We start from the raw sequence: 26,320 nt of genomic DNA, 5'->3' as shown, positions 1-26,320 counted from the left end.
TCTAATTTCCATATTCTTAAAAACAAATGTAATTTGTTACATTAAAATTAAATTTCATATATTTGAGTTTGTACATTCGTTTTTTTAATGCGTTTTTTATGGTGAATTTGTAATGCTTCATTAGAAAAATCGGATGATTTAGCTAGAAAAAGACTTTTCCCAAAGAGTCATTCTTTAGAATGTGATTTCCCAAAAGTCACATGCAATTAACCTACAGACAGACAAAATGACGAAATTTATAATTAGAATTTTAGTTCTATCACTATTACTCGTTTCTTCAATCGAAGCCCAGATTAAAAAGATTGGTGTTCCTTTTATAACCAATTATAATCCGAAAACATATAAAGCAGCTTCCGAAAACGGAGATGTCGTACAAGATTCTAAAGGGATGATGTTTTTTGCGAACCACTTTGGAATCATGCAGTTCGACGGTGTACGATGGAGTATTGTTACACAGCCTGAAAACAGAAGTATGGTTCGTTCGCTGGCAATCGATAAAAACGATAAAATTTATGTTGGAGCACAAGGCGACTATGGTTTTACAACGCAATTGCCTAATGGCCAATATCGATACACTTCGCTGGTTAAATTACTTCCTGTTTCAGCTCGAAATTTTGGCGATGTACTTCACACTACTATTCAAAATGGGAATGTAATCTTTTTCTCTTACGAAGGAATATTTATTTATAAGAATAATAAAATCAAGGTTTTAAAATCAAATTCTAGTTTTGATGATTTTTTTGAAGTCAATAAAGAGATTTATGTTTTAGATAATGAAAGAGGATTATTGAAATTAAAAAACGACTCATTAATTGCAATTTCAAATGCTCAGAAATTTGCCGGCATGAAGATTAGAAAGATCTTTAAAACAAAAAAAGAACTTTTATTATGCACACAAAAGAATGGACTTTTTATCTATTCTGATAATCAGATAAAACCTTTTGTAACGGAAGTTGATTATTTATTAAAGCAAAATCAAATCTCTACTGGAATTCAGCTTTCAGATGGATATTTCGGAATTGGAACCCGCCAAACAGGATTGATAGTTATAGATGGTTCAGGAAATTTGATTCAGCATATCAACAAACAAATAGGTTTGCAAAATGATTATGTAACAAATCTTAAAACTGATAAGGAGGGAAATTTATGGGTTACGCTTAAAGAAGGTATTTCGATGATTCAAATTTCTTCGCCTTTGTCTAAGATTTTGGATAAATCAAATTCAGAAACCAAAATATACTGCAGTCAAATTTATCAAAACAAGTTATACATCGCTACAGATAACGGTTTATTCTCGCTCGATTGGGAAGCTTATAAAAACGGAAAACGTGAAAATGCCAACTTTCAGCATATTTCTGGCATGTCTGAAAATGTTTGGAATATTGGCGTTTTTGGAAATTCTCTTTTGGCTTTTGAAAAAAACGGAATATATGAAGTGTCTGGTAATTCGGCAAAAATACTAGCAAAAGTAGACGGCGCTTGGAAAGGGATTTTAGTTCCAAACCATCCAGATTTACTGCTTGCAGGTGGTTACAGCGGTTTGTATCTTCTAAAAAAAATAAATAATTCTTGGGTGTATCAGCATAAAATAAAAGGTTTTCAGGAAAGCAGCCGTATAATTGAAACGGACAAGAACGGCAATTTCTGGATTGCTCACGGTTACAAAGGAATTTTTAAACTTCAATTTAATACCGCATTCGACTCTGTTTCTAATGTGCAGTTTTATAATCAAGAAGATGGTTTTCCGTCGAGTTTATTTTTGAATACTTTTAAAATTGATAATCAGATCTTTTTTGGAACTACGAAAGGGGTTTACAAACAAAATACATCTTCAAACAAAATGATTCCAGATGCAATATTTAAAAAATATCTGGGAATGGAAAATCATATTCGGTTATTAAAAGAGGATAATCAGAATAATATTTGGTACGTTTCTGGAGAAAATACTGGGAAAATGACCAAAAAAGCAAATGGCAGTTTTGATGTTGAAGAACTTCCGTTTAGAAAACTTAGATATTTATATGTTCCAGGTTTCGAAAATATTCAGCCAACAACAAAGGGCGATGTCTTTTTTGGAACACAAGATGGATTAATTCATTACAATTCAGTCAAAAACAAGAAATACCAAACCAAATACAAAGCTGTAATTTCAGAAGTTAAATGTATTTTTCCAAAAGACAGTCTGCTGTTTTCAAGTCGTTACGATGTGCTTCCGAATAAAACGAAATCTGCGGAAAAAGAAATTTCAAGAGTTTTATCGTATTCCAATAATGCTGTTCATTTTTCTTTTTCTTCCCTTTTTTATGATGAAGCCGATGCTACAAAATATGAATACTGGCTGGAAGGTTTTGAACCAAAATGGTCGGAATACAGTCTTCAAACCGAAAAGGAATATACCAATTTACCTGAAAATGAATATGTGTTTCATGTAAGGGCAAAAAATATTTATGATGTTGTAAGCGAAGAAGCTGTCTTTCGCTTTGAAATTTTACCGCCTTGGTACAGAACGATTTGGGCTTATATTTTATATTTAATTCTCTTTGGTGTTTTGATTTATACGATTATCAAATACCAAAAAAATCTTGCTGAACGTGACCGCCAGCAATTGATTTTGAATCAGGAAAAAGAATTACTGCAGAACCGCGCAGAACTTAATGAACAAAAATTGGCATTAGAACAAGAAAATATGGTAATAATGCGGGAGAATCTTGAAACAACGATTAATCTCAAAAATGCTAAAGTAGCTTCAAACACTGTCAATCTTATTCATTTAAATGAAATTCTACTTTCTATAAAAGAACTCATCGGACAAATGGATAAGAAAAATGATCCTAATGTCAACTTCAGTTTATTAACCAAAATAAATAAATTGATCGATCATGAATTGCAGGGCGATAAACATTGGAATGAGTTTGAGGAAATTTTCAATCAGCTGCACGATAATTTTATGCAGAGACTCAAAACAAGTTATCCTGAATTGACGCCGCGCGATATGCGATTGTGTGCGTATTTGCGAATGAATTTCAATACGAAGGAAATTGCACCGCTTTTAGGAATTTCTGTAAGAGGTGTGGAAGATACCAGATATCGCATTAGAAAAAAACTACAGCTTCCATCAGATACAAACATTACCGAATTTATTCTCAATTTTTAATTTTTCTCATTTAAGTGAAATTTTAAGTGATTTTATGCTTTTCATCGATGATTTGTACATTTCTTCGATAGTACCGTAGTCAAACCGTACTCTAAAATGTAAGTCTTGCCTGATTTTTTAGTTAATATTGCGTTGTTATTGTCGGAAAATACAAACTATTTTTTTTAAATGGCATTTATTGAAGAAATAACATTTACTAACTAAAAACCTATTTAAAATGAAGCAAAATGACTTTTTTTTCGGCCGACCACCGAAAAGCAATTCTTATTTATTAAAACAATTTTGTGTTGCAGTTTTATTTCTACTGCTGCCATTTCTGAAAGCCCAAGCTCAATGTAATACGCTTGTTTGGTCTGATGAATTTAATGGCACGACAGTCGATTTAACCAAATGGCAAAGCATCTCAGGAAACGGCTGTCCATCGCTCTGCGGATTTGGAAATGCCGAAGCACAGCGTTACGAACCGAATCAGGCAACAATTGTAAAAGAAGGAACGAATAGTTACTTGAACATTGAGGCTAAATATCAGCCAACGTCACAGTTTCCAGATCAGCCTTATGCTTCTTCTAAATTAACAACAGAAGGGAAGTACGCTTTAAAATACGGAAGAGTTGAAGCTAGAATGAAGTTATCTAATGGCCAGGGAGCGTGGCCTGCTTTTTGGATGCTTCCCGTAAATGGAAATTGGCCGTATACTGGTGAAATTGATATTATGGAAGCCAAACACAGAAATCCGCAATCTGTAGATGGCACTATTCATTATGATGGAAACGGATATCATTTTACAGGAAGGAGCTATAGTTCTCCAACAGATTTATCTTCTGATTTTCATGTTTATGCGGTAGAATGGGGACCAAACTTTATAAAATGGTTTGTTGATGATGTATTATTTCATACAGCAACTCCAAATACAACAGTTAATGGCGGATGGCCTTTTAATGATAATCAGTTTTATATTATTTTAAATCTGGCTGTTGGTAGTGCCGGAACTCCATATACTAGTGTAAATGGAGCTGGGGTACCGCCGCTTCCTGCTGATTTTCCAGCAAAATTGCAGGTAGATTACGTTCGTGTTTATGACGGAAGTTATAAATATGGAGTTGCAGGAGACGCAAAAGTATATCAAAATGAAAGCAGCAAAACTTATTCTATAAACGCTATAACTGGTGCCTCTTATAACTGGACGGTTCCTGCAGGTGCGACGATTACTGCGGGACAGGGAACAAATGCTGTTACGGTAAATTGGGGAACTACAGGCGGAGATGTTTCGGTAACAGCGACCACTTCCGGCTGTATGGCAAATACATATAAGCTAGCAGTTGTAACAGAACCGGTAATTCCTGTAGAGAAAATTCAGGAAGATTTTCAATCCAACAGAAATATTGTTTACGGCAACAAAACTGGAGTTTTGACAGAAGCGGTTGCTAATCCTTCTGCAACAGGAATTAATCCTTCGGCTTTGGTAGGAAAATATGTCCGTAATTCATCTGAATTGTACGATGTTTTCAATATTAAAAATGTAGTCATCAGTAATGCTAATGATTATGTGTACGGAAGAAAAAGAATTTCTTTTGACATTTATACTTCGGCTCCGGTTGGAACTAAAATTTCGATGCAGCTTGAAAATAGTTTGGTAACCACAGCCACTAATTATCCGTCCGGAAGACACAGCGGTTATAAAGCGACTACTACAGTTCAAAACAAATGGGAAACTATTGAATTTGAGTTTGAAAAAATAATAGATCCAAACACAAGTGCTTTGACAATCAATAATATTGCTTTCCTTTTTGAATCGAATTCAAATTCTGGAGCGACCTATTATTTTGATAATTTATTGACAAAAGCAGCACCAGAAAAACCAATTATTGCTACAGATGTTCTGCAAAACTACGACGGCATCAATAAAATTATTAAAGGAACGACAACGGGAACGTATTCTGTTGTGGCAAATCCGGGATCAAATTCTGTTAATTCATCTGCAAATGTGGCGAGGTATGTTCGAAATGCTTCAGAACAGTATGATGTGCTTTTCTTTAATACACAAACTTCGATCGAAGATGCTGGTTTATTTAAAAGTCAGACTAATAAAATTATGATAGATGTCTATACAACGGCGCCAATTGGAACGGTTGTAAGTATGAATTTTGAAAATAGTGCAACATCGCTTCCAGCCAATTATCCAACGGGAAGAAATAGCAGTTACGTAGCCATTACAACCAAACAAAATCAATGGGAAACACTGACTTTCTATTACAATTCAAGTCCGGATGCTGGAACTTCGAATCTGGCTGTGAATCAAATGGTTTTATTGTTTAATTCAGGTTCTTATACAAACGATACGTATTATTTTGATAATATCAGAATTGGTTCAACCAAACTACCTGATACTTTTACACCAGGAGTTGTTTACGAAGATTATCAAAATACCCATAACATTACTTTTAGAGACGCTATCGGAACGTATACACCAAATATAGCAAATCCGAATGCATCGGGAATTAATACTTCTTCGAATGTTGGAAAATACGTTCGTAAGTCCACTGAAATGTATGACAATTTCTCTTTCAATACTACTTTAAACAATATTGGAGATTTTAAAGCAGGCACTAAAAAATTCGCCATGGATGTTTACACATCTGCGCCGGTTGGCTCTATAATTTCTTGGCAGGCAGAAAGCAGTGCTTCGGTTCCTGCAAATTATCCTGTTGGCAGACACAGTATTTATCAAGGCGTTGTCAAACAAACCAATACATGGCACACCATTACTTTTACATATGTAAGTACGCCCGATGCTTCGACTTTAGATAGTGAAGTAAACCGCTTTGTATTTTTATTTGAACCGGGAACGAATTCTGGAAATACCTATTATTTTGATAATATCAGAGCTTTAAATTTAGTTTCTACAGAAACACCAGCAGGATTGCCTTCACCTTGGATTAGCACAGATTTAGGAGCTGTTACCCCTGCGGGAGAAGCATCACATTCTAACGGAACTTTTACAATTAAAGGTTCAGGAAATGATATTTGGGAAACAATAGATCAATTTCAATTTGTAAATCAGTCTATTACAGGAGATGCTGAAATTATTGCTAAAGTAAATTCGTTAACGAATACCAATACGTATGCAAAAGCTGGAGTAATGTTCCGTGAAACGCTTACGACGACTTCTAAACATGCCATGACAGACGTAAGTACTGCAGCTGGTATAGAATTTTTATCTAGAGAAGCAACTTCTGGAGTAACAACAGCCCAAGTTGTGGCAGGAACAGCCCCAAAATGGATTCGTATCGTAAGATCTGGAAACACATTCACTTCTTATTCATCTGATAATGGAACGACATGGACACAAGTTGGAACTCCCAAAACCATAGTAATGGCCAATACGATTTATGTGGGAATGGCAGTTACATCTCACGCGAATGGAACTTTAGCAACAGGGGTTTTCAGCGATGTTATAGTTCGTACTATTACATCAAACCCAAATGTCAATTTAGCTTTAGGCAAAACAGCAACTGCGTCTACCGAAGAAAATACAACACTTTCAGCAAATAAAGCAACTGACGGAGACGGCACAGCATCAAGATGGGCAAGTTCTTTTGCCAATGCAACAGAATGGATTTACGTCGATTTAGGAAGTAATTATACGCTTAATAGAGTAGTGTTAAAATGGGAAGCAGCTTACGCGACTCAATATAAAGTACAGCTTTCTACAGATAATGTTTTTACAGAAAATGAAACAATCAGTACACAAACGGCAAGCGATGGCGGAACGGATGATTTAGCGGTAAGCGGAACGGGAAGATATCTTCGCATTTTATGTACAGCAAAAGCTTTGGCTCCTTACGGATATTCATTGTATGAAATTGAAGCTTACGGATCTTCGTCAACAGCTAGAATGGCTTTGAATGTTGCTGAAGAACCTTTGGCTGAAGAACCTGTTTTTGCAGTGTATCCAAATCCGACCACAAATTATGTTCAAGTTTCATCTCCTGAAAACCTAGACAATAAAGTCATTACGATTTATGATAATTCTGGGACTTTAATTTTGCAAAACAAGCCTCAAGGAAATGAAAGCGTAATTGACGTGAGCAAACTTCGCAGAGGAATCTATATTCTGAACTTCAAATCAGATCAAAAAAGCTGGAGTAAGAAGTTAATTAAGAAATAATTTTTAAATCCGTTGGGTGCAATTCAAGGAGGGCATACCAGTTGTACCTGACGGATTTAGTTAGTCATTTATTTGAAAATGACTTTGGTTTTAGAATCTATTTATTAACCCCAAAACTATTTAGATATGAATAAAATTAGACTTCAAAAATTTTCTTTTTTGATTACACTTTTTTTAGTGTTTTCAAGCCTAATGCATGCTCAAGGGCCTGTACCATTTACGATTAGTAATAATTCGACGTTTGCCGACAGCGATTTATATGTTGCCATTGTAGGAATCGATTATACTACAGGAAATCACGTTTGGGTAAATGCCAAAACAAGTCAGGTTTTACCAATGAGTGCTTCTTACAACACAGTTACAGGACCCACTTATGGCGGAAATACAGGACCAGGACAAAACTCCAAATATGCGGCTTGTTTTACTAAGCTGAGTGAAATTCCAAATAAGACCTTCACGTTACCATTAATTGCAGGATGCAGGGTTTTTATTTCTAAAGGTTCACAGTTGTATTTTTACTTTTTTGGTGCTAACGGAGCTCCGTCAGGATATGCTTCGCCAAATCCGCAGAATGCTACAGATCCAAATCAGGGCATTTTGTATGAAATGATCGAATTGACCAATAATCAATATGGTTTCTTCGGAAATCCAACAAGAGTAGATTCATACAAATATCCAATGGGATTGGAGTTGTTTGGTGCTAACGGTTATCAAAAGAAAGTGGGAGACTTGAAAAAGCACGCTGATATTGTTGCTGCTTTTAAAGCGAATGTTCCAGCAGAATTTCAAGGCTGTGTCAATGATGCAACTGGAGAAATTACAGCGCCGTCTAAAACTGCAGCTTATGCCGAAGGATCAGGGCCATACGCAAACTATTTAAAATCATATATCGACGCAATTTGGAATAAATACAAAAATGAAGATTTGATTTTTTATGCAGGAGATGCGGGAGTTTTTAAAGGAAGAGTTATTGGAGAACAATTAGAAATGGTTGGGCAATCTGGCGCTTTTGTTGGAAGAACAGGACGTGTACAAAACCGACCAACAACGCAGGAAGCCCTTGAAGGAAAAGGCGTTTTGGACAGAAGATTGGTGGACGGAGATTTAGATCTTGTAATTCAGGCGCAATTAACAGCTGCGATTAATCGACATGTGGTAAATACAACAACGACAAATCCTGGACAGCAGAATTGGTACGATGCATCGAAATATTATCAAGTAAATCCAACCAATCATTATTCTAAATTCTGGCATTTACCGGGAATTAATATCGATAATTTGGCTTATGGGTTTGCGTATGATGATGTTGCCGATCAGTCGCCATCGCTTCATTCGCCACAGCCAACAAAAGTTATCGCAACATTTGGAGGTTATTACGGACTTACTACGCCTTCAGTTCCAGCTACAACAGATGTAATAACAGTTTACAAAGATTGCAATTACACTGGTTTCTCTGGCGGATTGACAATTGGTGATTACAATCTAGCTCGTTTAAATTCTTTAGGTGTTTTAAATGATGATATTTCTTCGCTAAAAATCACTCAAGGTTATCAGGCAATTTTATATCAAGATGATAATTTTGGAGGTGCCTCAACCGTAATTAATTCTGACAATACTTGTTTGAATGCCACTTGGAATGATAAAGTAAGTTCGATTAGAGTTATTGCAAACGGAACAACGACTTTAGGAAACCAAACTTTCTTTCTTCAAAACAGAAATAGCGGTTTGTACATGGACGTTTGGAATTCCAGCATGTCAAACGGAGCAGGAATCAATCAAGGGGCTTTGAATTCTGGTAACAATCAGAAATTTACTTTCACGCATTTAGGAGACGGAATGTACAAAATCATTGCCAACCATAGTGGAATGTCAATGGATATCAATAATTTCAATAAAGCCAATGGCGCAAGAGTGGAGCAATATCCATACAATGCAACGACAAACCAGCAGTTTATTTTGGTTTCAACTGGTGATGGCTATTATAAAATTGTTGCCCGTCATAGCGGAAGAATTGTTGAGGTGGCAGGAGCAAGTACAGCTTCTGGAGCAATTGTGCAGCAATGGGATAATAACAACCAGACTTGCGGGCAATGGAAATTAGTTCCAGCAACCAGTTCTCAAACTTCAGTTTTGATTCAAGCAGAAGATTATTCAGCGATGAGCGGTATTCAGGTTGAAGCAACAACAGATACTGGAGGAGGTTCAAATGTTGGTTATACAGAAACTGGCGACTGGTTAGCATATAATAGCATTAATTTTCCAACAACAGGTTCTTACTTAATTGAATACAGAGTAGCGAGCGGCGTTACAGGCGGTAAATTATCATCTGATTTAAATGCAGGAGCTATTGTTTTAGGAACTGTCGATATTCCAAATACTGGAGGATGGCAGAACTGGCAGACCGTTTCTCAAACCGTAAATGTAAATGCAGGTACTTACAATTTCGGAATCTACATTCAGAATACAGGAATGAATATCAACTGGATTAAAATTACAAAAACAGCGGGAGGAACAGCACGAATGGCTTCAGTTGAAACAATTGAAGAACCAGCCGAAACAATTTTAAATGTTTATCCAAGTCCAGTTGAAAGCACACTTTATGTAACAACAGATCTTTCTGGAGGAAGCGTAAAAATTGTAGATTCTCAAACAGGATCTACTGTAGCGTCTCAAAAAATCAACAACAATAGTTTTGATGTTTCACATCTCAGAAAAGGAATCTATTTTATAGTTTTCGAAAAAGAGGGCAAACAAACGATCAAACGTTTCATAAAAAAATAGTTTTAAAAAGTGATCTCAGGCTTTAGATTTAGATAATAAATTAGGTAGTGTTAGTTCTACGAAATTAGATTTTAAATCAAATCTAAAATCTAAAGTCTGAAATCTAAAAATAAAAAAATGCAACTCAAATAACCGTCCCATGTTTACGAGTTTATTAATCTATTAAAACAATTATTATGAAAAACAATTACAAAAGAATGCTGCAGAAATGCATGATTATTTTAGTCTTGGGCGCTTTTAACTTAGCGACAGCTCAGAAAAAAGTCATTGCTTACATTCCGAACTGGATTGATTTGAACGCTTTTTCAAGCACTGTTCAATACAGTAAATTAACGCACATTAATATTGCTTTTGAAAATCCTGATGCCAACGGATATTTGAGTTTTAATTCAGGAAGTAATGCCATAATAAATGCGGCACATGCCCAAAATGTAAAAGTGTTTGTTTCGCTTGGAGGAGGTTCAGTTTCAGAAGGAGGCCCTATTCGTGATAATTACTTCAATTTGATTACACCAGCCAACAGAACGGCTTTTATTCAAAAAATCTATGATTATGTGGTAGCTCATAATTTTGATGGAGTAGATGTTGATTTGGAAGGCCCAGCAATTAATGGAGATTACGGCGGATTTGTTATTGCTCTTGCCAATAAACTGCATGCCAATGGTAAATTGATTTCGGCGGCGCTTTCAGAAGGATATGGAGGTGCCAATGTACCTTCATCTACTTTTGCAGCTTACGACTGGATTAATATCATGGCTTATGATGCAACAGGGCCTTGGGCACCAAATAGTCCGGGACAGCATTCGCCTTACAGCATGGCAGTAAATCAGTTTAATTACTGGACAGGAAGAGGATTGCCTGCAAGTAAAGCCATCATCGGACTTCCTTTTTACGGCTACGGTTTTGGTGCTTCTGCCAATCAAGGAATTTCGTATGCTAATATTGTAGCTCAATATCCGGGGGCTGAAAATCTAGATCAGGTAGGAAACACTATTTATTACAACGGAATTCCAACAATCAAACAAAAAACGACTTTTGCGATTCAAAATGCGGGGGGAGTTATGATTTGGGAATTGTCTCAGGATGCAACAGGAACTAAATCTTTACTGACAGCAATTAACCAGGTAATTTCGGGAAGCAATCCTCCCGCAACAGGAACTTTAATTCAAGCCGAAAATTACAATACAATGAGTGGTGTTCAAACCGAAGCAACAACCGATACAGGCGGTGGATTAAATGTAGGATATTGCGATACAGGCGACTGGATGGCTTATTATAATATTAATTTCCCAACTTCTGGTTCTTATCAAATAGAATATCGTGTTTCAAGTGCTGTTACAGGCGGAAGATTATCCTCTGATTTAAATGCAGGAACTATTCAGCTTGGTGCTATAAATGTGCCAAATACAGGAGGATGGCAAAACTGGCAGACAATTACTCAAACTGTAAACGTAAATGCTGGAACGTACAATTTCGGGATATATGTTCAAAACACAGGGTTTAATATAAACTGGTTTAGAATTACAAAATCGGGTTCAACCGCAAAATCTGCTTCTGTAAACTCAGAACAATCAATTGCAAGTTTGGAGATTTATCCGAATCCGACTGAAAGTCAGCTTTTCTTCAGCACAGAGGTTTCCGGTGGAAATGTAAATGTCATCAATACAGAAGGTGGTGCAACTGTTTTTTCTCAAACCGTAAACAATAACAGCATTGATGTTTCGACTTTAAAAACAGGAATTTATCTAATTTCGGTAGAGAAAAACGGAATCAAAACGGTAAGACGTTTTATTAAAAAATAACCCTAACCCATTTGCCATAATGGTTTTAGATACATTAAATTTTAGGTTTTAATGTGATGAAAAGGCTGTCATTTTTTGTGACGGCCTTTTTTTGTTTTAACCGCAAAGAACGCAAAGGTTACGCAAAGAACGCTAAGTTTTTTTTTAAGCTAAATTTATAAAATGAAAAGTTCGCAAAGCTAATCCCATAATGCTTTGCGAACTTTAATTTATAAAATTATACTCAAAATCCTTTGTGAACTTTGTGAACTTTGTGAACTTTGCGTAACCTTTGCGTTCTTTGCGGTAAAAAAAACGTCTCTTACAATAAATTACTTCACACTCTTAATTTCGCCATTTTTCAAATCAACTGTAAAATGATCTGCTGGAACTTCGTGCATAAATTTATTGACGATGATCAGGAATAACTTCATTTGTTTTTGTAGTGGAGTGTCTTTTGAAAGATCAGCTTTAGAACCTTCTAAAAATAAATTGGATAAGACTTTGTATTCTTTTGCTCTTTGAATTCCAACATCGGCTAGAGCCAATTCATCGGCACTTCTGAAACGATAAAAATCTACTAAAAGATCATAACCTGTCCAATTGAAGTTTTCTTTTTTGAGATTATTTTGAGTTAGGATTTTTTCTGATTTAGTTTCAGCTTCTTTCCATTTTGTTTGAAACTGTTCTTTATTTTTTAGTATAAAATCAAAATCTTTATCAGATTGCATATTGGCCAAAATCAGTAAATCTTTTGCAGAAACATTCAAAATGAAATCTTTAAAAACAGAAGGCCAATCGTCTTTTAAGAATCGAAGGCGAACTAATTCTTTTAAATGAAAATCGGTAAAATCATGATAGTTTTTTGTTTTTAAAATATCAATATTCCAAATGTCTTGGACGTTCTGGCTTTTTAAAAACTGATATTCCATTTCATATAAATCAAAAAGTTCGTTGTACCTCGGAACATTATCAATAGTAATGGTTTGAATATCGACAAGATTATCTTTTTTGAAAGTCAATAATTTATAGGCGGGAATATATGCGGCAAGCGATGGTGTTTGAATATTAACCAGAGTATTTCCTTTTGCAGAAGTCCGAACTCCCGTATCGTTGATGTGCATATGGCCTCCAAAATGAATCTTCAACCCTGCATCTGCAAAAACTTGAGCTACTTCTTCAACTGGAACACGATTTAACTGCCATTTGTTTGGACCAAGCAACTCTTTTATTTCCGCAGAAGCGTCATCATTAAAATCAATCATTGGGAAATGACTGAAAGCTATTAAAGTTTTCCTTTGTTTCTTGGCTTCAGCCGAAATAGTTTCAACCCATTTTATTAGATGTTTTTTATTGGAAAGCACATTGTTATAACCCGTACTGGCTTCGTTGTAATTTTTAGAATCTTTTTCAGTAGAAGCATTTTTTTTAGGTATATAAACATTTCCGTCAATAGCCATTAGCCAAAGTCCGTCAATAGGTTCTACAACATAACTAACATCTGGAACTTCGTAACCTGGAGCTACCTCATACACACGGTTTGCCAGTTTAGCACTTTCCGCTGCTTTTTCAAACGAGTAATTTTCACTAGTATAATTAGAAAAAGGCGTTGCCCAGAATTTGTATTTTTTATTTGGATGAAAACCAAAATTCTGAAGCTGTTCGGTGATTCCTAAATAACCCATTTTAGCAATGTCGGCGGTAACAACTACTGGCTGTTCGGTGTTTAAATTTGGCTTATAAAGGCCTTCTTTGCTAAAAATGGGCTGACTTTTGCCTTCTTTTCCTAAGAAATCTTCTTTTCCAGATTCTTGCGCAAACGGCCCGACTGGATCATGATTTCCTGTGGTGATGAAGAATTCTATTCCGTATTTTTTGGTGTATTGTTTTAATATTAAGGCTAATCCGCGAACGTGAATCGGCTGGCCATCATCTGTATAATCCCCTGGAAGTGCAACATATTTGATTTTTCGTTTGGCGATATCTTCTAATGCTGCTATAAATGCAAAATAATTTTCATTGAAAATTCTAGTGGAATGAAGCTGAGACGACATGGTTCGCACTAAAACATACTGTCCCGTTTTCGGATTCAAAACTCCTTTATAATCGGAATCTGAAAAGCTGCCAAATAAATCTTGTAAATGCACATCGGATAAAAATGCGATTTGTGTTCCGTTGAGGTTTTTTACTTTTTGTGCTGATGCAGTATTGTTGAAGAAAACAACAAAGAACAGTATATGTAAAAATGTATATCTTGAATTCATAATTGTTTTTAACTTTTGAGTTTTTTTAACCGCAAAGACCGCTAAGGTTTTTCGCAAAGGGCGCAAAGTTTCTAAAATAAACAAGATCGCAAAGCTTTGTGAACTTCGCGTTTATAACGTAATCTTAAAAAGAACTTGCGCTCTTTGCGGTTAAAATTATTATTGTTTCAAGTTTCAAGTTTCTCGGTCCAGCAATAACTTGAAACTTGAAACCTGAAACAAAAAAACTATTTTCCAGTCACAGGATTATTTCGAACATAACTTCCATCATCATACTTAATCTGATACGGTGAATTAAAGAAAGTGCTAGGCAGATAATAATCGGTTGTGATGATTTGTGCGCCTGATCTTTTTGCGGCTTCAAAATGAGAATAATCGTTGGCGCGTGCTTCTTTGGTATCAGAATCGGCACGGGTTCTTATGATGTAGCCTTTTTTTACTAAATCTTCAATTTGTGGATCTTCAGAATTATTTCTAAATAAAGTTGCAGCTTCTGGTTTTCCTGGTTCGGCGTTAATGAAAACGGCGCGTCCCTTAAGGGACGGATGATTTAATGCGTACAAATCTCTTTTTGCGCCGTTGTTATCTAATAGAAATAGAAATCGTCCTTTGGCTTCTTTTAAAGTGGGCCAGTTGTTGTTTAAAACTGCTTCTTCGAGCGTCTTGTATTTTCCTCTTACCATATCTGGTGTAATCAGTTTGTCTTTTCCTAATTCTTTTCTGATTACTTTATCCATTTCATCAAAAACAGCTGCAGTAAAATCTTCTGGTTTGGTTCCGAAGAAATTAGCATCGCCGTCTTTTGGTTCTAAAGTGATAAAAACGGGAACATGATTCGGATTAGCATCAGACCATTTTTTTAATTCTTGAAGACAGATTTTGAAAGTGTAGCAAGAAGTTCTAAAATCGATATCTGGCATATGGAAAACTTTAAAACCAGGTTTTTTCATTAATCCTTTTGGATCGTAGGCTTCTTCAGATTTTACAGCATCTAAGCCTTTCGGATGTGCATATTTTCCGCCTTTAGCGTCAGCAAAAATATCAATTTCAAGATTGCGTAAACCTTTGTTTAATTGATCTGTAATACTAATATGAGTGTATTGTAAGCCTTTTAAGGAACGCGAAGTGTCTTTGGCCTGAATAAGATTGTATAAATCAGTTTCAATAGCATGACGATAGCTGTTATGCGAACCGATAACTTGAAGCTGATTAATTTTAAGATTTTCGTTTTGAGCCTGAACGCTGTAATTTACAGCACCGGCAAGAAATAAAGTGAACAAAATTTGTTTCATGATTCTAAAATGGAATTGATACTATTTGATTGGGACGCATCAAAAGAAAATTACATTTTTAAAAAGACTAAGTTAAAGGTAGTCTTTGATTTGTTTGTTAGTTAAAGAAAAAGAAATCGCAAAATCATTAGTACTTCGTCCTTAAAAAAGTAGTATTTATACATCAAAAGTTTTCATTTCTTAATTTAAAGATAACCTTGACGCAAAAAACATTGGCTTTTGATTTTATTATTTTACGATACAAATCAGTCTGTAATTGCCTTATGAATAATCCTGAAATTTTTGAAAAAACGTATAACGAATACTGGAAAAAACTCAATGCGTTTTCCTATACGATGACTCAGGACAAAGACTTGGCACAGAACATTGTTCAAGATGTTTTTGTCGATTTATGGGAGCGCAAAGAAGAGTTGAATATTAATGCAATCGAACCTTTTTTATTTCGTGCCGTAAAAAATCAGGTTTTTAAGCATTACCAAAACAATCGCTTTGACAAGACTATTTTAGAAGAAAAATTTGAAGACTACATTATTGACAATTTTTCGTCTATAGATCCAGAAGTTATGGATCTGCTTTATTCTTTATTAGATAAACTTCCTGAGAAAAGAAAAGAAGTTTTATTGATGTATAAATTTCAGGATATGACAATCGATCAGATTGCAGAGGAACTTGGAATTTCTAAACAAACGGTAAAAAACCAAATTTCATCTGCCGTAAAACAACTTCGTGAAGGCTTGAAAGATCTAGCTTGGCTGGCTCCATTTATTATTTTTAATCAAAAATTTTAAAATAACTTTCGCTTGATGTTTTCATAATATTTGGCGATAGTACGATTTCGAGATTCTGGTACTTATTCATAACAATAAGTATTTATGATAAAAAGAATCAAACATAGTTTAGAATACCTGCTTGATAAAAGTTCAAGAAGTAAAACTTCAGCAGCTGAAGAAAATCTGCTAAATGATTTTGCTTTTAATGAATATCAAAATTCAAAATGGGATAATGGTTTAATGGGAAATCCAGAAGACGCTTCTCAAAATATTTACTACGGAATTCAACTTAGAATAGGAAAGAAGAAAACCTTCAATCCTTATTTAAAATATATAGCTGCTGCCAGCATTCTTTTTCTAGTTGGTTTAGGATTTTTATTTAGACCAAATGTTTTAGACCAAAAACAAATCACATTTAAAACGTCATCGATTCCCCAGTCTATCCAATTAAGTGACGGTTCGAAAATTTATCTGGCAGCAAACTCATCATTTCAGTATCCTGAAAAATTTGAAGGCGACCAAAGAACGGTTTCTTTATTAAAAGGAAATGCCTTTTTTGAAATTGCTAAAGACAAACAGCATCCTTTTGTTATTTATTCTGGTGAAATAAAAACCAGAGTTGTCGGGACTTCATTCCATATTCAATTATCGAAATTGAATTGTAAGGTTATTGTCGTGACCGGAAAAGTAAATGTTTCTGGAAAAGGGCAAAGTGTCGATTTGGTTCCGAATGAAGAAGCTTTATTTGAATCGGAAAAACTAATCAAACATTCGGCAGATAAAGCCTTTTTAGTCAATTGGTACAATGAAGATGTAACACTTGATCAAACTACGCTAAAACAAGTTATTACAATTTTACAATATAAATACGGAGTTTCATTTCAGTACAATAATGAACACGTATTAGCAACGCCGTTAACGGTATTCATCAAGAAGGACGCAACATTAGAGAATGTTTTGGAACAAATAAATTATATCACAAACCTAAAATTCAAAGTTTATGGCGAAATAGTAAAAGTGGATTAAAAACAAAAAAGCAGTTGCGGGAACAACTGCCATTAATAAATTAAGCATCGTAAAAACAATTACTTAAATCATGTATTTTAAACCTTCTTATTTAAATCTAAAGAGTTTTGTCTTTTTAGTTCTGGCTTTACTGGCTTTTCAAAGCGGTTATAGTAGAACAAATTTATTAGAAAAGCCAAATGTAAAAAATAAAATAGAAAAAGCGACTCTTGTTTCTATTTTTTCAAAATTAACGCAGCAGACTGATTATAAATTCAGTTACGGGCAAGCTGTAATAGCAGATAATACTGCGTATGCGGTAAATTACAGCGGAGAATCTATTACAGAAATTTTGAATGATCTTTCTAAAAAAGCCAATTTTAATTACAACATTAACGGAAAATTAGTTTTAATACAGAAAAAAGCTGCGCCAAAAACGGTAAATACAAAAGCGGTTGATAGAATTAAAGTTAAAGGAAAAATCGTAGACGAGAACAAAGTGCCAATTCCAGGTGCAACTGTAATCGAAACAAGTACTTCTAACTCTACTGTAACTGATTTTGACGGAGTATTTGAACTTTCTGTTGGAGAAGGAAAAACTATAGATGTGTCTTACGTTGGTTACAAAACCAAAACGGTTACAGCACAAACTGGTTTTATGACTATTCAGTTAGAACCAACTACTGCAGAATTAAATGAGGTTTTAATTGTAGGGTACGGTAAACAATCTAAAAAAGACGTTACTGGAGCAGTTACACAATTGGAAGCTTCAAACTTTAAGCAAGGTGTAAGCATTTCTCCAGATAATTTAATTCAAGGAAAAGTTGCTGGTGTTCGTGTGGTTAGTACAAGCGGTGAGCCAGGAGCTGGAGTAAATGTAACAATTAGAGGTGTTGGATCTATTAGAAGTGGAAGTACGCCTTTGTTTGTTGTTGACGGAATTCCATTGTCTAATGATGATGTGAGCCCATCTGGAACGAATGTTGGTTTTGGTAGTTCTCAAGCTAAAAATCCATTAAACTTTTTGAATAATAGCGATATCGAATCTATTACAGTTTTAAAAGATGCATCTGCATCTGCCATTTACGGAGCAAGAGGATCTAATGGAGTTGTTTTAGTAACGACTAAAAAAGGAGCAAAAGGAGATGGAACTTTAACTTTTGATTCGTCTTTAGGAATTTCTACTGTAGCCAACAAATTAGATGTTTTGAGTGCTGATGAATACAGAAACGCTATTAAAGACAAAGCTTTTGATCACGGAGGTAATACAGACTGGCAGGATGTTATTTTTAGACAAGCTGTTACAAAAAGTAATTCGCTGGCATTTTCTAAACAAACAGAGTCTGGAAATTACTATGCATCTGTATCGCAATTAGATCAAGAAGGTATTATTAGAAACAGCGATTTTAAACGTCTGACAGGAAGAATTAATGCTGCTGAGTCGTTTTTGGATAAAAAACGTTTAAAATTAAAATTTAATCTTACTGCCAGCGAAACTAAAGACGATGGCGTTCCTACAAGTGATGACGGAGGCTCTAATGGACAATTGCTGGTTCACACATTAATGGCAAATCCAACGAGATCAGTTTTTGATGCAAATGGTAATTATACCAATTTTAATATGAATGCGCACTACAATCCAGCGTATTTATTAAGTATTTATACCGATCAAACGCGTACTTTGAGAGTGTTAGGGAATTTTGAAACTTCTTTAAGAATCATTGACGGATTAGAATATAAATTAAACCTTGGTATCGACCGCTCAATGTCAGAGAGAAATACTACTATTTTTCCAAACTTAACAGACTTAAATCCAAAAGGAAAATATGTTCAGAATAATCTAGATTCTAAAAACTCTTTGGTTGAACATTATTTGACTTACAATCTCAATTTAGATAAACATAAAATTGAAGCTTTAGGTGGATTTTCATATCAAAAATTTGAAAGATCTGGAACAGCTTTCAGTATTGACGGAATTTCGAATCAAGGTGAAGGTGTACCTCCTTCAATTAATCCTGGCTTTAAAGGCACACAATCTGGAACGACTGGTTATGCTCAGGAAAATGAATTACAGTCTTATTTTGGAAGATTAAACTATAGTTTCGACAACAGATATCTTTTAACAGCTTCTATGAGAGGAGACGGATCTACTCGTTTTGGTAAAAATAATAAATACGGTTATTTTCCATCTTTTGCCTTAGGCTGGAATATTGCTAATGAAAGTTTCTTCAAAGATTCGACATCATTAAACAATTTAAAACTAAGAGCAAGCTGGGGACAAACAGGAAATCAAGAAGTTGAAAATAAAATTACACAGGCGAGTTATTCTTTATCTGGAGCTGACGGATATTATTTATACGATGATTTAAATTTAGTTAATGGAGTTTCTGTTAACAGAACACCAAATCCTGATTTAAAATGGGAAGTTGTAACGCAATATAACTTAGGTTTAGATTTCAATTTATGGAACGATAAGTTTTACGGAACATTAGATTATTTCAACAAAACCACTACTGATGCGATTTTGAATGTACCATCACAAGCTTTAAGTCCAACGACTACAATCTGGACTAATATTGACGGTAAAATTATCAATAAAGGTTTTGAAATTATGTTAGGTTCTAAGATAGTAAATACTAAAGATTTTACTTGGAATGTTGACATGAACGGTGCGACGTTGAATAATAAAATTCAAGATCTGCCAGTTTCAGAAATCTTAACAGGAACAATTTCAGGACCTGGACAATCTGGTGTAAATGCAAATATCTATAAAAGTGGTTACGCAGCAGGATCTTTCTACTTGTTAGAACATACTGGTTTTGATGCTAATGGAGCTAATATTTTTAAAGATCAAAACGGAGACGGTAAAATTGATAACAGTGATAGAATTATTATTGAAGGTGCGCTTCCAACTTTCTATTACGGATTAAACAGTGATATGAGATATAAAAACTTTACATTCTCATTCTCTATCATCGGACAAACTGGAGGTTATTTATTAAATAATACAGGTTTGAATGCTTTAAATATAAACAACTTAGCATCAGATCGTAACGTAGCAACAGGGTATTACGAGTCAGGCGCGAACCCTACAAACTCACCAATTTTGTCAACGCTTTTCTTAGAAAAGTCTGATTTCATTAGATTGAATACCGCTCGTATTGGATACAATTTTGACTTAAAAGGATTGAACTGGATCAACGGCTTAACACTATATGTAACAGGTCAGAACTTAATTACGATTACAAATTATACAGGTTACGATCCGTTAATCAACAGCCCAAAATCAAACGGAGGAAACCAATCTATTGGTATCGATTACGCAAGTTATCCAACTTCAAGAACATTCAGTTTTGGAGCAACTTTAAAACTATAATTTATTATGAAGACAAATACTATTTTTAATATTAAAACATTAGCATTATTTTCTTTTATCTGGCTTTTTGCAAGCTGTACAAATCTTGACGAAGTGGTTTTAGATGAGGTTTTAGGAGAAGATGCTTCAAACCCTGCAGGGGCGCTTGCTGCTGCTTATGACCGATTGGGAGACGGAACTTTTGTAGATCACGGTGGAATTTTTTCGCTGCAAGAATACACTACAGACGAGGCAATTTTGCCAACTAGAGGAAGTGACTGGGGAGATGGCGGAAAATGGAGAGACATGCACGAATTTACATGGAAGTCTGATAATGCAATCGTGGTTGATAACTGGAACAAACTTACTAATGGAATTACTCGTTCTTTAACAGCAATTCAGTCAATTGAAGAAAGTTCAATTTCAGAGAAAAAATTGTTTTTAGCAGAAGCTAAAGGACTTTTAGCGTATTATTTATATACAACATTAGATTTGTACGGACAAGCGCCATACAGAGATCCAATGAATCCGAATGCGCCTTTACAGATTTTAAAAGCTGATACACAAATCGATATTTTAATTGCCGATGTTGAGGCTTTAATTCCAGATTTGGCAAGTATGGGAGAGCAGCGAACACACCACGGAAGATTTACAAAAGAAGCTGCTTATGGTTTGTTAAGTACAATGTATTTGAATCGTGCTGTTTTTAAAGATCGTTACAATACAGCTTCAAATTTTAATTTTAATGAAGCTGCAGCAACTGGTACAGGAACAGATATGGATCGTGTAATTTACTATACCTCATTATTGATCAATTCTGGAAAATACAGTTTAGAAAGCGATTATTTCAAAAACTTTGCAAGAGATAATGAAAATGGGAAAGAGCTTATTTTTGCGATTTCTCAAAAGATAGATTACATCCGTAACGGTTCAAACAGTTTCGCTTATGTATGTATGGAACGTAACCAAAGAACTTCTGCAGCAAACAGAGGAACAAATGCGGCTTGCACAACTCCAGAGTTTTTTGCAACATGGGATGGAAACCACGATGATCCGAGATTTCAGCAAAAATACCAATATGGAGATGGTACATGGTTTATGAACGATGGTACAGATGTAAGTGTTCCAGCAACTGATATCGTACCAAAAAGTGCTAATTTACCTTGGTTCCACTTTAACAGAGGTATTCAATACGGACCACAATACGGACCAATATTGCTAGCTTCAGGATCTTTGGAAATGACAGGAAACCGTATCAAAGTTTCTCCATTATATATGGAAAAAAGCACAACAACAAGAATGGATTTTACACCTTCTTTGACTTTTAAAAATCCTGCACAATCTGTTTTTGCTCAAAACGAAATCAATCAAGGGGCTCGTATTTTCAAATACGAATTTGATCCTGAAGGAGGAAACGGAAATAGTAATGTTGATATTCCATTATTTCGTTTAGGAGGAATCTACATTATGAGAGCCGAAGCTTATTTTAGAAAAGGAAGCACAGGATTGGCAATGGATGATCTTAATAAATTGCGTACAAGCAGAAAAAGAGAATCTTTATACGGAGGTGTAACTGGAAAACCATTAACATCAATAGATCAAACTATTTTATATAAAGAAATTGGATTTGAATTGTACTGGGAATTGCAAAGAAGACCACAAATGATCCGTTTTGGAAAATTTGATTTAGCGGGAACTGCAAAACCTGCTTCAGAACCATTTAGAAGAATATTTCCAATTCCGCAGTCAACAATAGATGTGACTAAAGAATTCAAACAAAACCAAGGATACAATTAAGTTTGTGTGTTAGTTTATTTTTTATTTTTTTTCAAAAAGCCTGTTTCGAAAGAGATAGGCTTTTTTTTTAAGGTTCTAAGGTTCTAAGGTGCTAAGGTTCTAAGGTTGTAAGTTGCAAAGGTTCACAGGTTTTGTATTGGATATGTATTCTGTAGAGACGCACCGCAGTGCGTCTACACAACGAATATCCATTTAATTTTAAAAACTGATTTTCAATTTAATCTATGGATGCAGCCAAATGAAAAAACTTAAAATCTTAGCCTCTCAGCACCTCAGAACCTTCAAAATATATAATAATCAAATGAAAAAATATAAGGTTTAACTATCATTGAATCAGTATATTTGAGGTGGAATTTGGTATTTTGGATACAACCGTCTTATAAAATATCAAGAAATAAAAACTCAAATTAATAACTCAAAAAAAGTGTAAAAATCATGATACATCAAATTGACACTACCGATAACATAGTTGCATTTAGAGCATTAGCAGAAGTAACCAAAGAAGATTTTTTAACAGCAGTAGTGCCTGCGGTTGAACATTTAGTGAAACAAACCAACGAAATTAATTTTTTATTGGTCCTCGATACAGATATTAAAAACTTTACTGCTGGAGCGTGGCTGGAAGACGCACTCTTAGGATTAAAACATCTAGGAAAATGGAATAGAGCAGCAATCATTACAGATACTGAAGAAATTATTTCGTTCACAAACGGATTTAGTTATATTGTTCCAGGAGAATTTAAAGGTTTTAAAAAAGTAGATTTTAATAAAGCCTTAAATTGGGTTGAAGGAAATATCGAGGTAAAATAAGATCCCATAACACATCCTTTGAATAGTAATACTGTAAAATTTCTACTCAAAATGGAAAATAAATAGTTCTCAATAGAGAAGATTATAAAAAGAAAGCCTATAAAATTAATTATAGGCTTTTTAGATTTTATCACAAATGATGATTAATGATTGTATTCGATACCGCTGCTTGTTTTAGCGTCGATTTTTTCTTTAGTAACTTCACTATACTTTTTATAACAAGCCGAAGCTAAAATTGGCAGTGCAATACTTCCAACAACAGCACTAGCTTTTGGATGTCCTGTTTTTTTCAAAACTGCAGAAGCCAAAAGTGCACCAACTCCTGCGCATACCATTTGTTTAACCGAAAGATTAATTGATTTATTCTGTGGGGTAATTCCGTGTAATAATGGATCTATGAAATTTAAATTCTCCATGACAATAATTTGTTTAGTTATACTTATTTTTTTAATTTTTATTCTTTTTCAGAGTCAGTTTCACTTTCGATTTTTTCGATTTCAACTTTTTCTTTTTTGATCGCCTGACGGAGCAATGCAAAAAGACTCATATAGACATTTGCTGTAAAAACCAGAGAAAACCCTGCCAAAATATAGCCTCGCCAATCATTTAACAAAAGTTTATAATCACAAAGAATTAAAAATGCAATTGTGACATAATGGCTAAAACAATATTCACACGTAAAGAGGTAGAAAAATTTCCTCGATACTAACAATCGGTCATTTTTAGAACGTCTGACACACCATTCATGTGGTTCTCTAAATATCTCTTCGTGCGTTACAGTCCAGCTTATACAGGCAATTGGAATTGCTAAAATAAATAGCCAGACAATTTGTGTTACTATAGTCATAAACAATTGTTTTGAAGCTATGATAAATGGTTATTCTCTAGGATGGTTTTCTGGATAATGTTCAGCATCAAAATCATCTAGTTCTTCATCATTGTCTAAGTCATCATCTTTCTCCAAATCATTGTCTAAATCTAGATCTGGATCATACTCATCATTCAAGTCGTCTTCCGTATCGTCATTTGTAATGGCATCATCTTCATTAATAATACGTTCTTGATTTGGAATGTTCTCAGATCTTACATTTGTATTCTTTTCAAAATCTTGTTCTGGATGAGATAGATCTTCTACAAATTCTTCTTGATATTGATACGGATCTTCATCCCTTGCGTAATTGTCATTATCAATTAGCGTATTTTGCTCAATGATGTCAGGATCACTTTCACCAAATTCGCGTTCATCGTGTTTTTTCAGCTCTTGTTTATATTCATCTTCAACTGAATAAGTTCCGTCTACAAGAGTATTTTGATCTATATAATCAGGGTCGAATTGACCATAATCATGGTTGTGTTGCTTTTCCATAATACTATTTTTTTATTTTTTTGTCGTAATACTTTTAAACTTAAAAAGTAGGGTTTTACAAATTTAACAAGCAGATAACTAAAAGCCTTTACAAGAAAATTATTTATAGTTGCATAATTAACAGTTACTTATAATATAAGAAGTGTAAGAAATTATGTAAGATAACCATGTTACTTACATTCTAATTTTGATATGAAATAGTAATTAAAAATTAAATAATTATGGCATCTCATAAAGTGACCGCTTGCTGTCAAGCTCTAATAGAAAAAAACTTGACCATATCATTTGCAGAAAGTGCTTCTGCTGGAAAAATGTGTTATGAATTTTCGACAGTTTTTAATTCAGGGAAAATCTTGATAGGAGGGATAGTAAGTTACCATTCTTCTATGAAAGAAGATTTACTGCATATTCCTTGGGGAACAATAGAAAAATACAGCGCAGAATCTGCCGAGGTGACTAAATTGATGGCACAGAATTTTTGTCGTTATATTAGCTCAGATATCTGTGTTGCCCTCACTGGTCTTACAACTCCAGGCGGAAGCGAAAGTGAAGAAAAACCAGTAGGAACCATTTTTATACATATTATTATTGCAGAAAAAGAAATTGCCAGACATTTTGAGTTTGAAGGAAATCCTGAAAGTATAATCAATCAAGCAATCGATGCAGTTGCAGAATTGATTTTGGAGGAGATTTGAAAAGTAACCAACAATAATTTACAAAAGTCGCAAGTTATCTTGCGGCTTTTCTGTGTTTTTTAAGATTTAGCTTAAAATGATATTTTAATGACTTCTATGAGATATATCGATTTTTAGCATTTTGGAAATTTGTACAAAAGGAACATTAATCGGTAGAAATCATATGGCAAATACATATACACAAATACACATACAATTTGTTTTTGCAGTAAAATTTAGAAAAGGATTAATTGGAAAAGAATGGAAAGACAGATTGCATCAATACATAACTGGTATTGTACAATCAAATCAACATAAAATGCTTTATATAAATAGTATGCCAGATCACATTCATATATTTATAGGGATGCGACCAACACAATCTATTTCATCTCTTATTCAAAATTTAAAAACAGAAACCTGCAAATGGATTAAAGAGGAAAAACTGTCTCCAAATTTTGCATGGCAAGAGGGTTATGGTGCTTTTTCTTATTCAAGAAGTCATGTGCTGAATGTAATTCGTTATATCCAAAACCAAGAAGAGCATCATAAAAAAGAATCTTTTTTAGAAGAATATCAAAAATTACTCAAAGCATTTGAAATTGAATACGATAACCAATATATTTTTAAAGAGCCAATTCTCTAAATTCCAATCGTCCCTACGGGACGACACAAAAAAACAAACATTTTTTCTACCAATGAAATGTTCCTAACGGAACATGGTTTGGATTTTTATGTTGTTTTATAAGTAAGTAAATAGAGTATAAAATTCATTGAATTTAAAAAAAATAAAAGAGTCATAAATGTTCCGTTAGGAACATCTCATCGGTAGAAAAAAAAATAAATGTATTGATTTTACGTTCTGTAGGAACGTTTGATTGTCGCAATCGCATAATTTTAAAGAGCCAATTCTTTAAATTCCAAACGTCCCTACGGGACGACACTAGATACATAATTTTTTCTACCGATGAGATGTTCCTAACGGAACATGGTTTGGATTTTTATGTTATTTTATAAGTAAGTAATAGAGTAGAAAATTCATTGAATTTTAGAAAAATAAAAGAGTCATAAATGTTCCGTTAGGAACATCTCATCGGTAGAAA

Annotated in this window: 16 protein-coding genes; 11 read left to right on the top strand and 5 right to left on the bottom strand. The window is 34.3% G+C overall.

The features are described 5' to 3' along the window. Positions 1-226 precede the first annotated feature (226 nt). The 4 genes from ASE40_RS06420 to ASE40_RS06405 all read left to right on the top strand — a co-directional run bounded on the left by ASE40_RS06420 (position 227) and on the right by ASE40_RS06405 (position 11,905). Positions 227-3,154 carry a triple tyrosine motif-containing protein gene (locus tag ASE40_RS06420; RefSeq protein WP_057116140.1) on the top strand — a complete coding sequence of 976 codons (2,928 nt, stop codon included), beginning with the start codon at positions 227-229 and terminating at the stop codon, positions 3,152-3,154. Between the two features lie 217 nt (positions 3,155-3,371). Further along, positions 3,372-7,322, top strand: coding sequence for a family 16 glycosylhydrolase (locus tag ASE40_RS06415; RefSeq protein ID WP_057116139.1), 3,951 nt, complete (start codon positions 3,372-3,374; stop codon positions 7,320-7,322). Between the two features lie 126 nt (positions 7,323-7,448). Continuing rightward, positions 7,449-10,103: a beta-1,3-glucanase family protein gene (locus ASE40_RS06410; RefSeq protein ID WP_057116138.1), complete on the top strand. Its 2,655-nt coding sequence runs from the start codon at positions 7,449-7,451 to the stop codon at positions 10,101-10,103. Between the two features lie 176 nt (positions 10,104-10,279). Continuing rightward, a complete protein-coding gene (locus ASE40_RS06405) occupies positions 10,280-11,905 on the top strand; it encodes a glycosyl hydrolase family 18 protein (RefSeq protein WP_057116137.1) in 1,626 nt (541 codons plus the stop codon). 311 nt (positions 11,906-12,216) lie between these two features. Here the strand turns inward: ASE40_RS06405 and ASE40_RS06400 are convergent, their stop codons facing one another. Both ASE40_RS06400 and ASE40_RS06395 read right to left on the bottom strand, forming a co-directional pair. Continuing rightward, positions 12,217-14,148 (bottom strand): metallophosphoesterase family protein, encoded by a 1,932-nt coding sequence (locus tag ASE40_RS06400; protein ID WP_057116978.1) that lies wholly within the window; start codon positions 14,146-14,148, stop codon positions 12,217-12,219. 227 nt (positions 14,149-14,375) lie between these two features. Beyond that, entirely contained in the window at positions 14,376-15,440 is a 1,065-nt protein-coding gene (locus ASE40_RS06395; RefSeq protein WP_057116136.1) for a phosphatidylinositol-specific phospholipase C1-like protein, read from the bottom strand. A gap of 263 nt (positions 15,441-15,703) precedes the next feature. Here ASE40_RS06395 and ASE40_RS06390 point away from each other — a divergent pair, with 263 nt between their 5' ends. The 5 genes from ASE40_RS06390 (at position 15,704) to ASE40_RS06370 (ending at position 23,177) form a co-directional block, all read left to right on the top strand. Then, complete coding sequence (locus ASE40_RS06390) at positions 15,704-16,228, top strand: RNA polymerase sigma-70 factor (RefSeq protein WP_057116135.1); 525 nt, start codon at positions 15,704-15,706, stop codon at positions 16,226-16,228. Between the two features lie 84 nt (positions 16,229-16,312). Further along, complete coding sequence (locus tag ASE40_RS06385) at positions 16,313-17,236, top strand: FecR family protein (protein ID WP_057116134.1); 924 nt, start codon at positions 16,313-16,315, stop codon at positions 17,234-17,236. A gap of 70 nt (positions 17,237-17,306) precedes the next feature. Further along, a complete protein-coding gene (locus tag ASE40_RS06380) occupies positions 17,307-20,591 on the top strand; it encodes a SusC/RagA family TonB-linked outer membrane protein (RefSeq protein ID WP_057116133.1) in 3,285 nt (1,094 codons plus the stop codon). 6 nt (positions 20,592-20,597) lie between these two features. Beyond that, positions 20,598-22,367 carry a RagB/SusD family nutrient uptake outer membrane protein gene (locus tag ASE40_RS06375; RefSeq protein WP_057116132.1) on the top strand — a complete coding sequence of 590 codons (1,770 nt, stop codon included), beginning with the start codon at positions 20,598-20,600 and terminating at the stop codon, positions 22,365-22,367. Positions 22,368-22,802: 435 nt separating this feature from the next. Further along, entirely contained in the window at positions 22,803-23,177 is a 375-nt protein-coding gene (locus ASE40_RS06370; protein WP_057116131.1) for an STAS/SEC14 domain-containing protein, read from the top strand. A gap of 143 nt (positions 23,178-23,320) precedes the next feature. Here the strand turns inward: ASE40_RS06370 and ASE40_RS06365 are convergent, their stop codons facing one another. From ASE40_RS06365 to ASE40_RS06355, 3 genes are read right to left on the bottom strand one after another with little or no spacing between them, the layout of a single operon-like run. Next, complete coding sequence (locus ASE40_RS06365) at positions 23,321-23,593, bottom strand: PrgI family protein (RefSeq protein ID WP_057116130.1); 273 nt, start codon at positions 23,591-23,593, stop codon at positions 23,321-23,323. 38 nt (positions 23,594-23,631) lie between these two features. Further along, positions 23,632-24,024: a hypothetical protein gene (locus tag ASE40_RS06360; protein ID WP_057116129.1), complete on the bottom strand. Its 393-nt coding sequence runs from the start codon at positions 24,022-24,024 to the stop codon at positions 23,632-23,634. A gap of 30 nt (positions 24,025-24,054) precedes the next feature. Beyond that, positions 24,055-24,543, bottom strand: coding sequence for a hypothetical protein (locus ASE40_RS06355; protein WP_057116128.1), 489 nt, complete (start codon positions 24,541-24,543; stop codon positions 24,055-24,057). Positions 24,544-24,764: 221 nt separating this feature from the next. On the opposite strand from ASE40_RS06355, the gene ASE40_RS06350 reads away from it, so the two are divergent. Next, positions 24,765-25,238 (top strand): CinA family protein, encoded by a 474-nt coding sequence (locus ASE40_RS06350; protein ID WP_057116127.1) that lies wholly within the window; start codon positions 24,765-24,767, stop codon positions 25,236-25,238. A 163-nt stretch (positions 25,239-25,401) separates the two neighbouring features. Continuing rightward, positions 25,402-25,863 carry an IS200/IS605 family transposase gene (tnpA, locus tag ASE40_RS06345; protein ID WP_057116126.1) on the top strand — a complete coding sequence of 154 codons (462 nt, stop codon included), beginning with the start codon at positions 25,402-25,404 and terminating at the stop codon, positions 25,861-25,863. Positions 25,864-26,320: the final 457 nt, after the last annotated feature.

It is taken from the genome of Flavobacterium sp. Root935 (assembly GCF_001429295.1).
Taxonomy (GTDB): domain Bacteria; phylum Bacteroidota; class Bacteroidia; order Flavobacteriales; family Flavobacteriaceae; genus Flavobacterium.
This window is presented reverse-complemented; position numbering and strand designations above follow the sequence as displayed.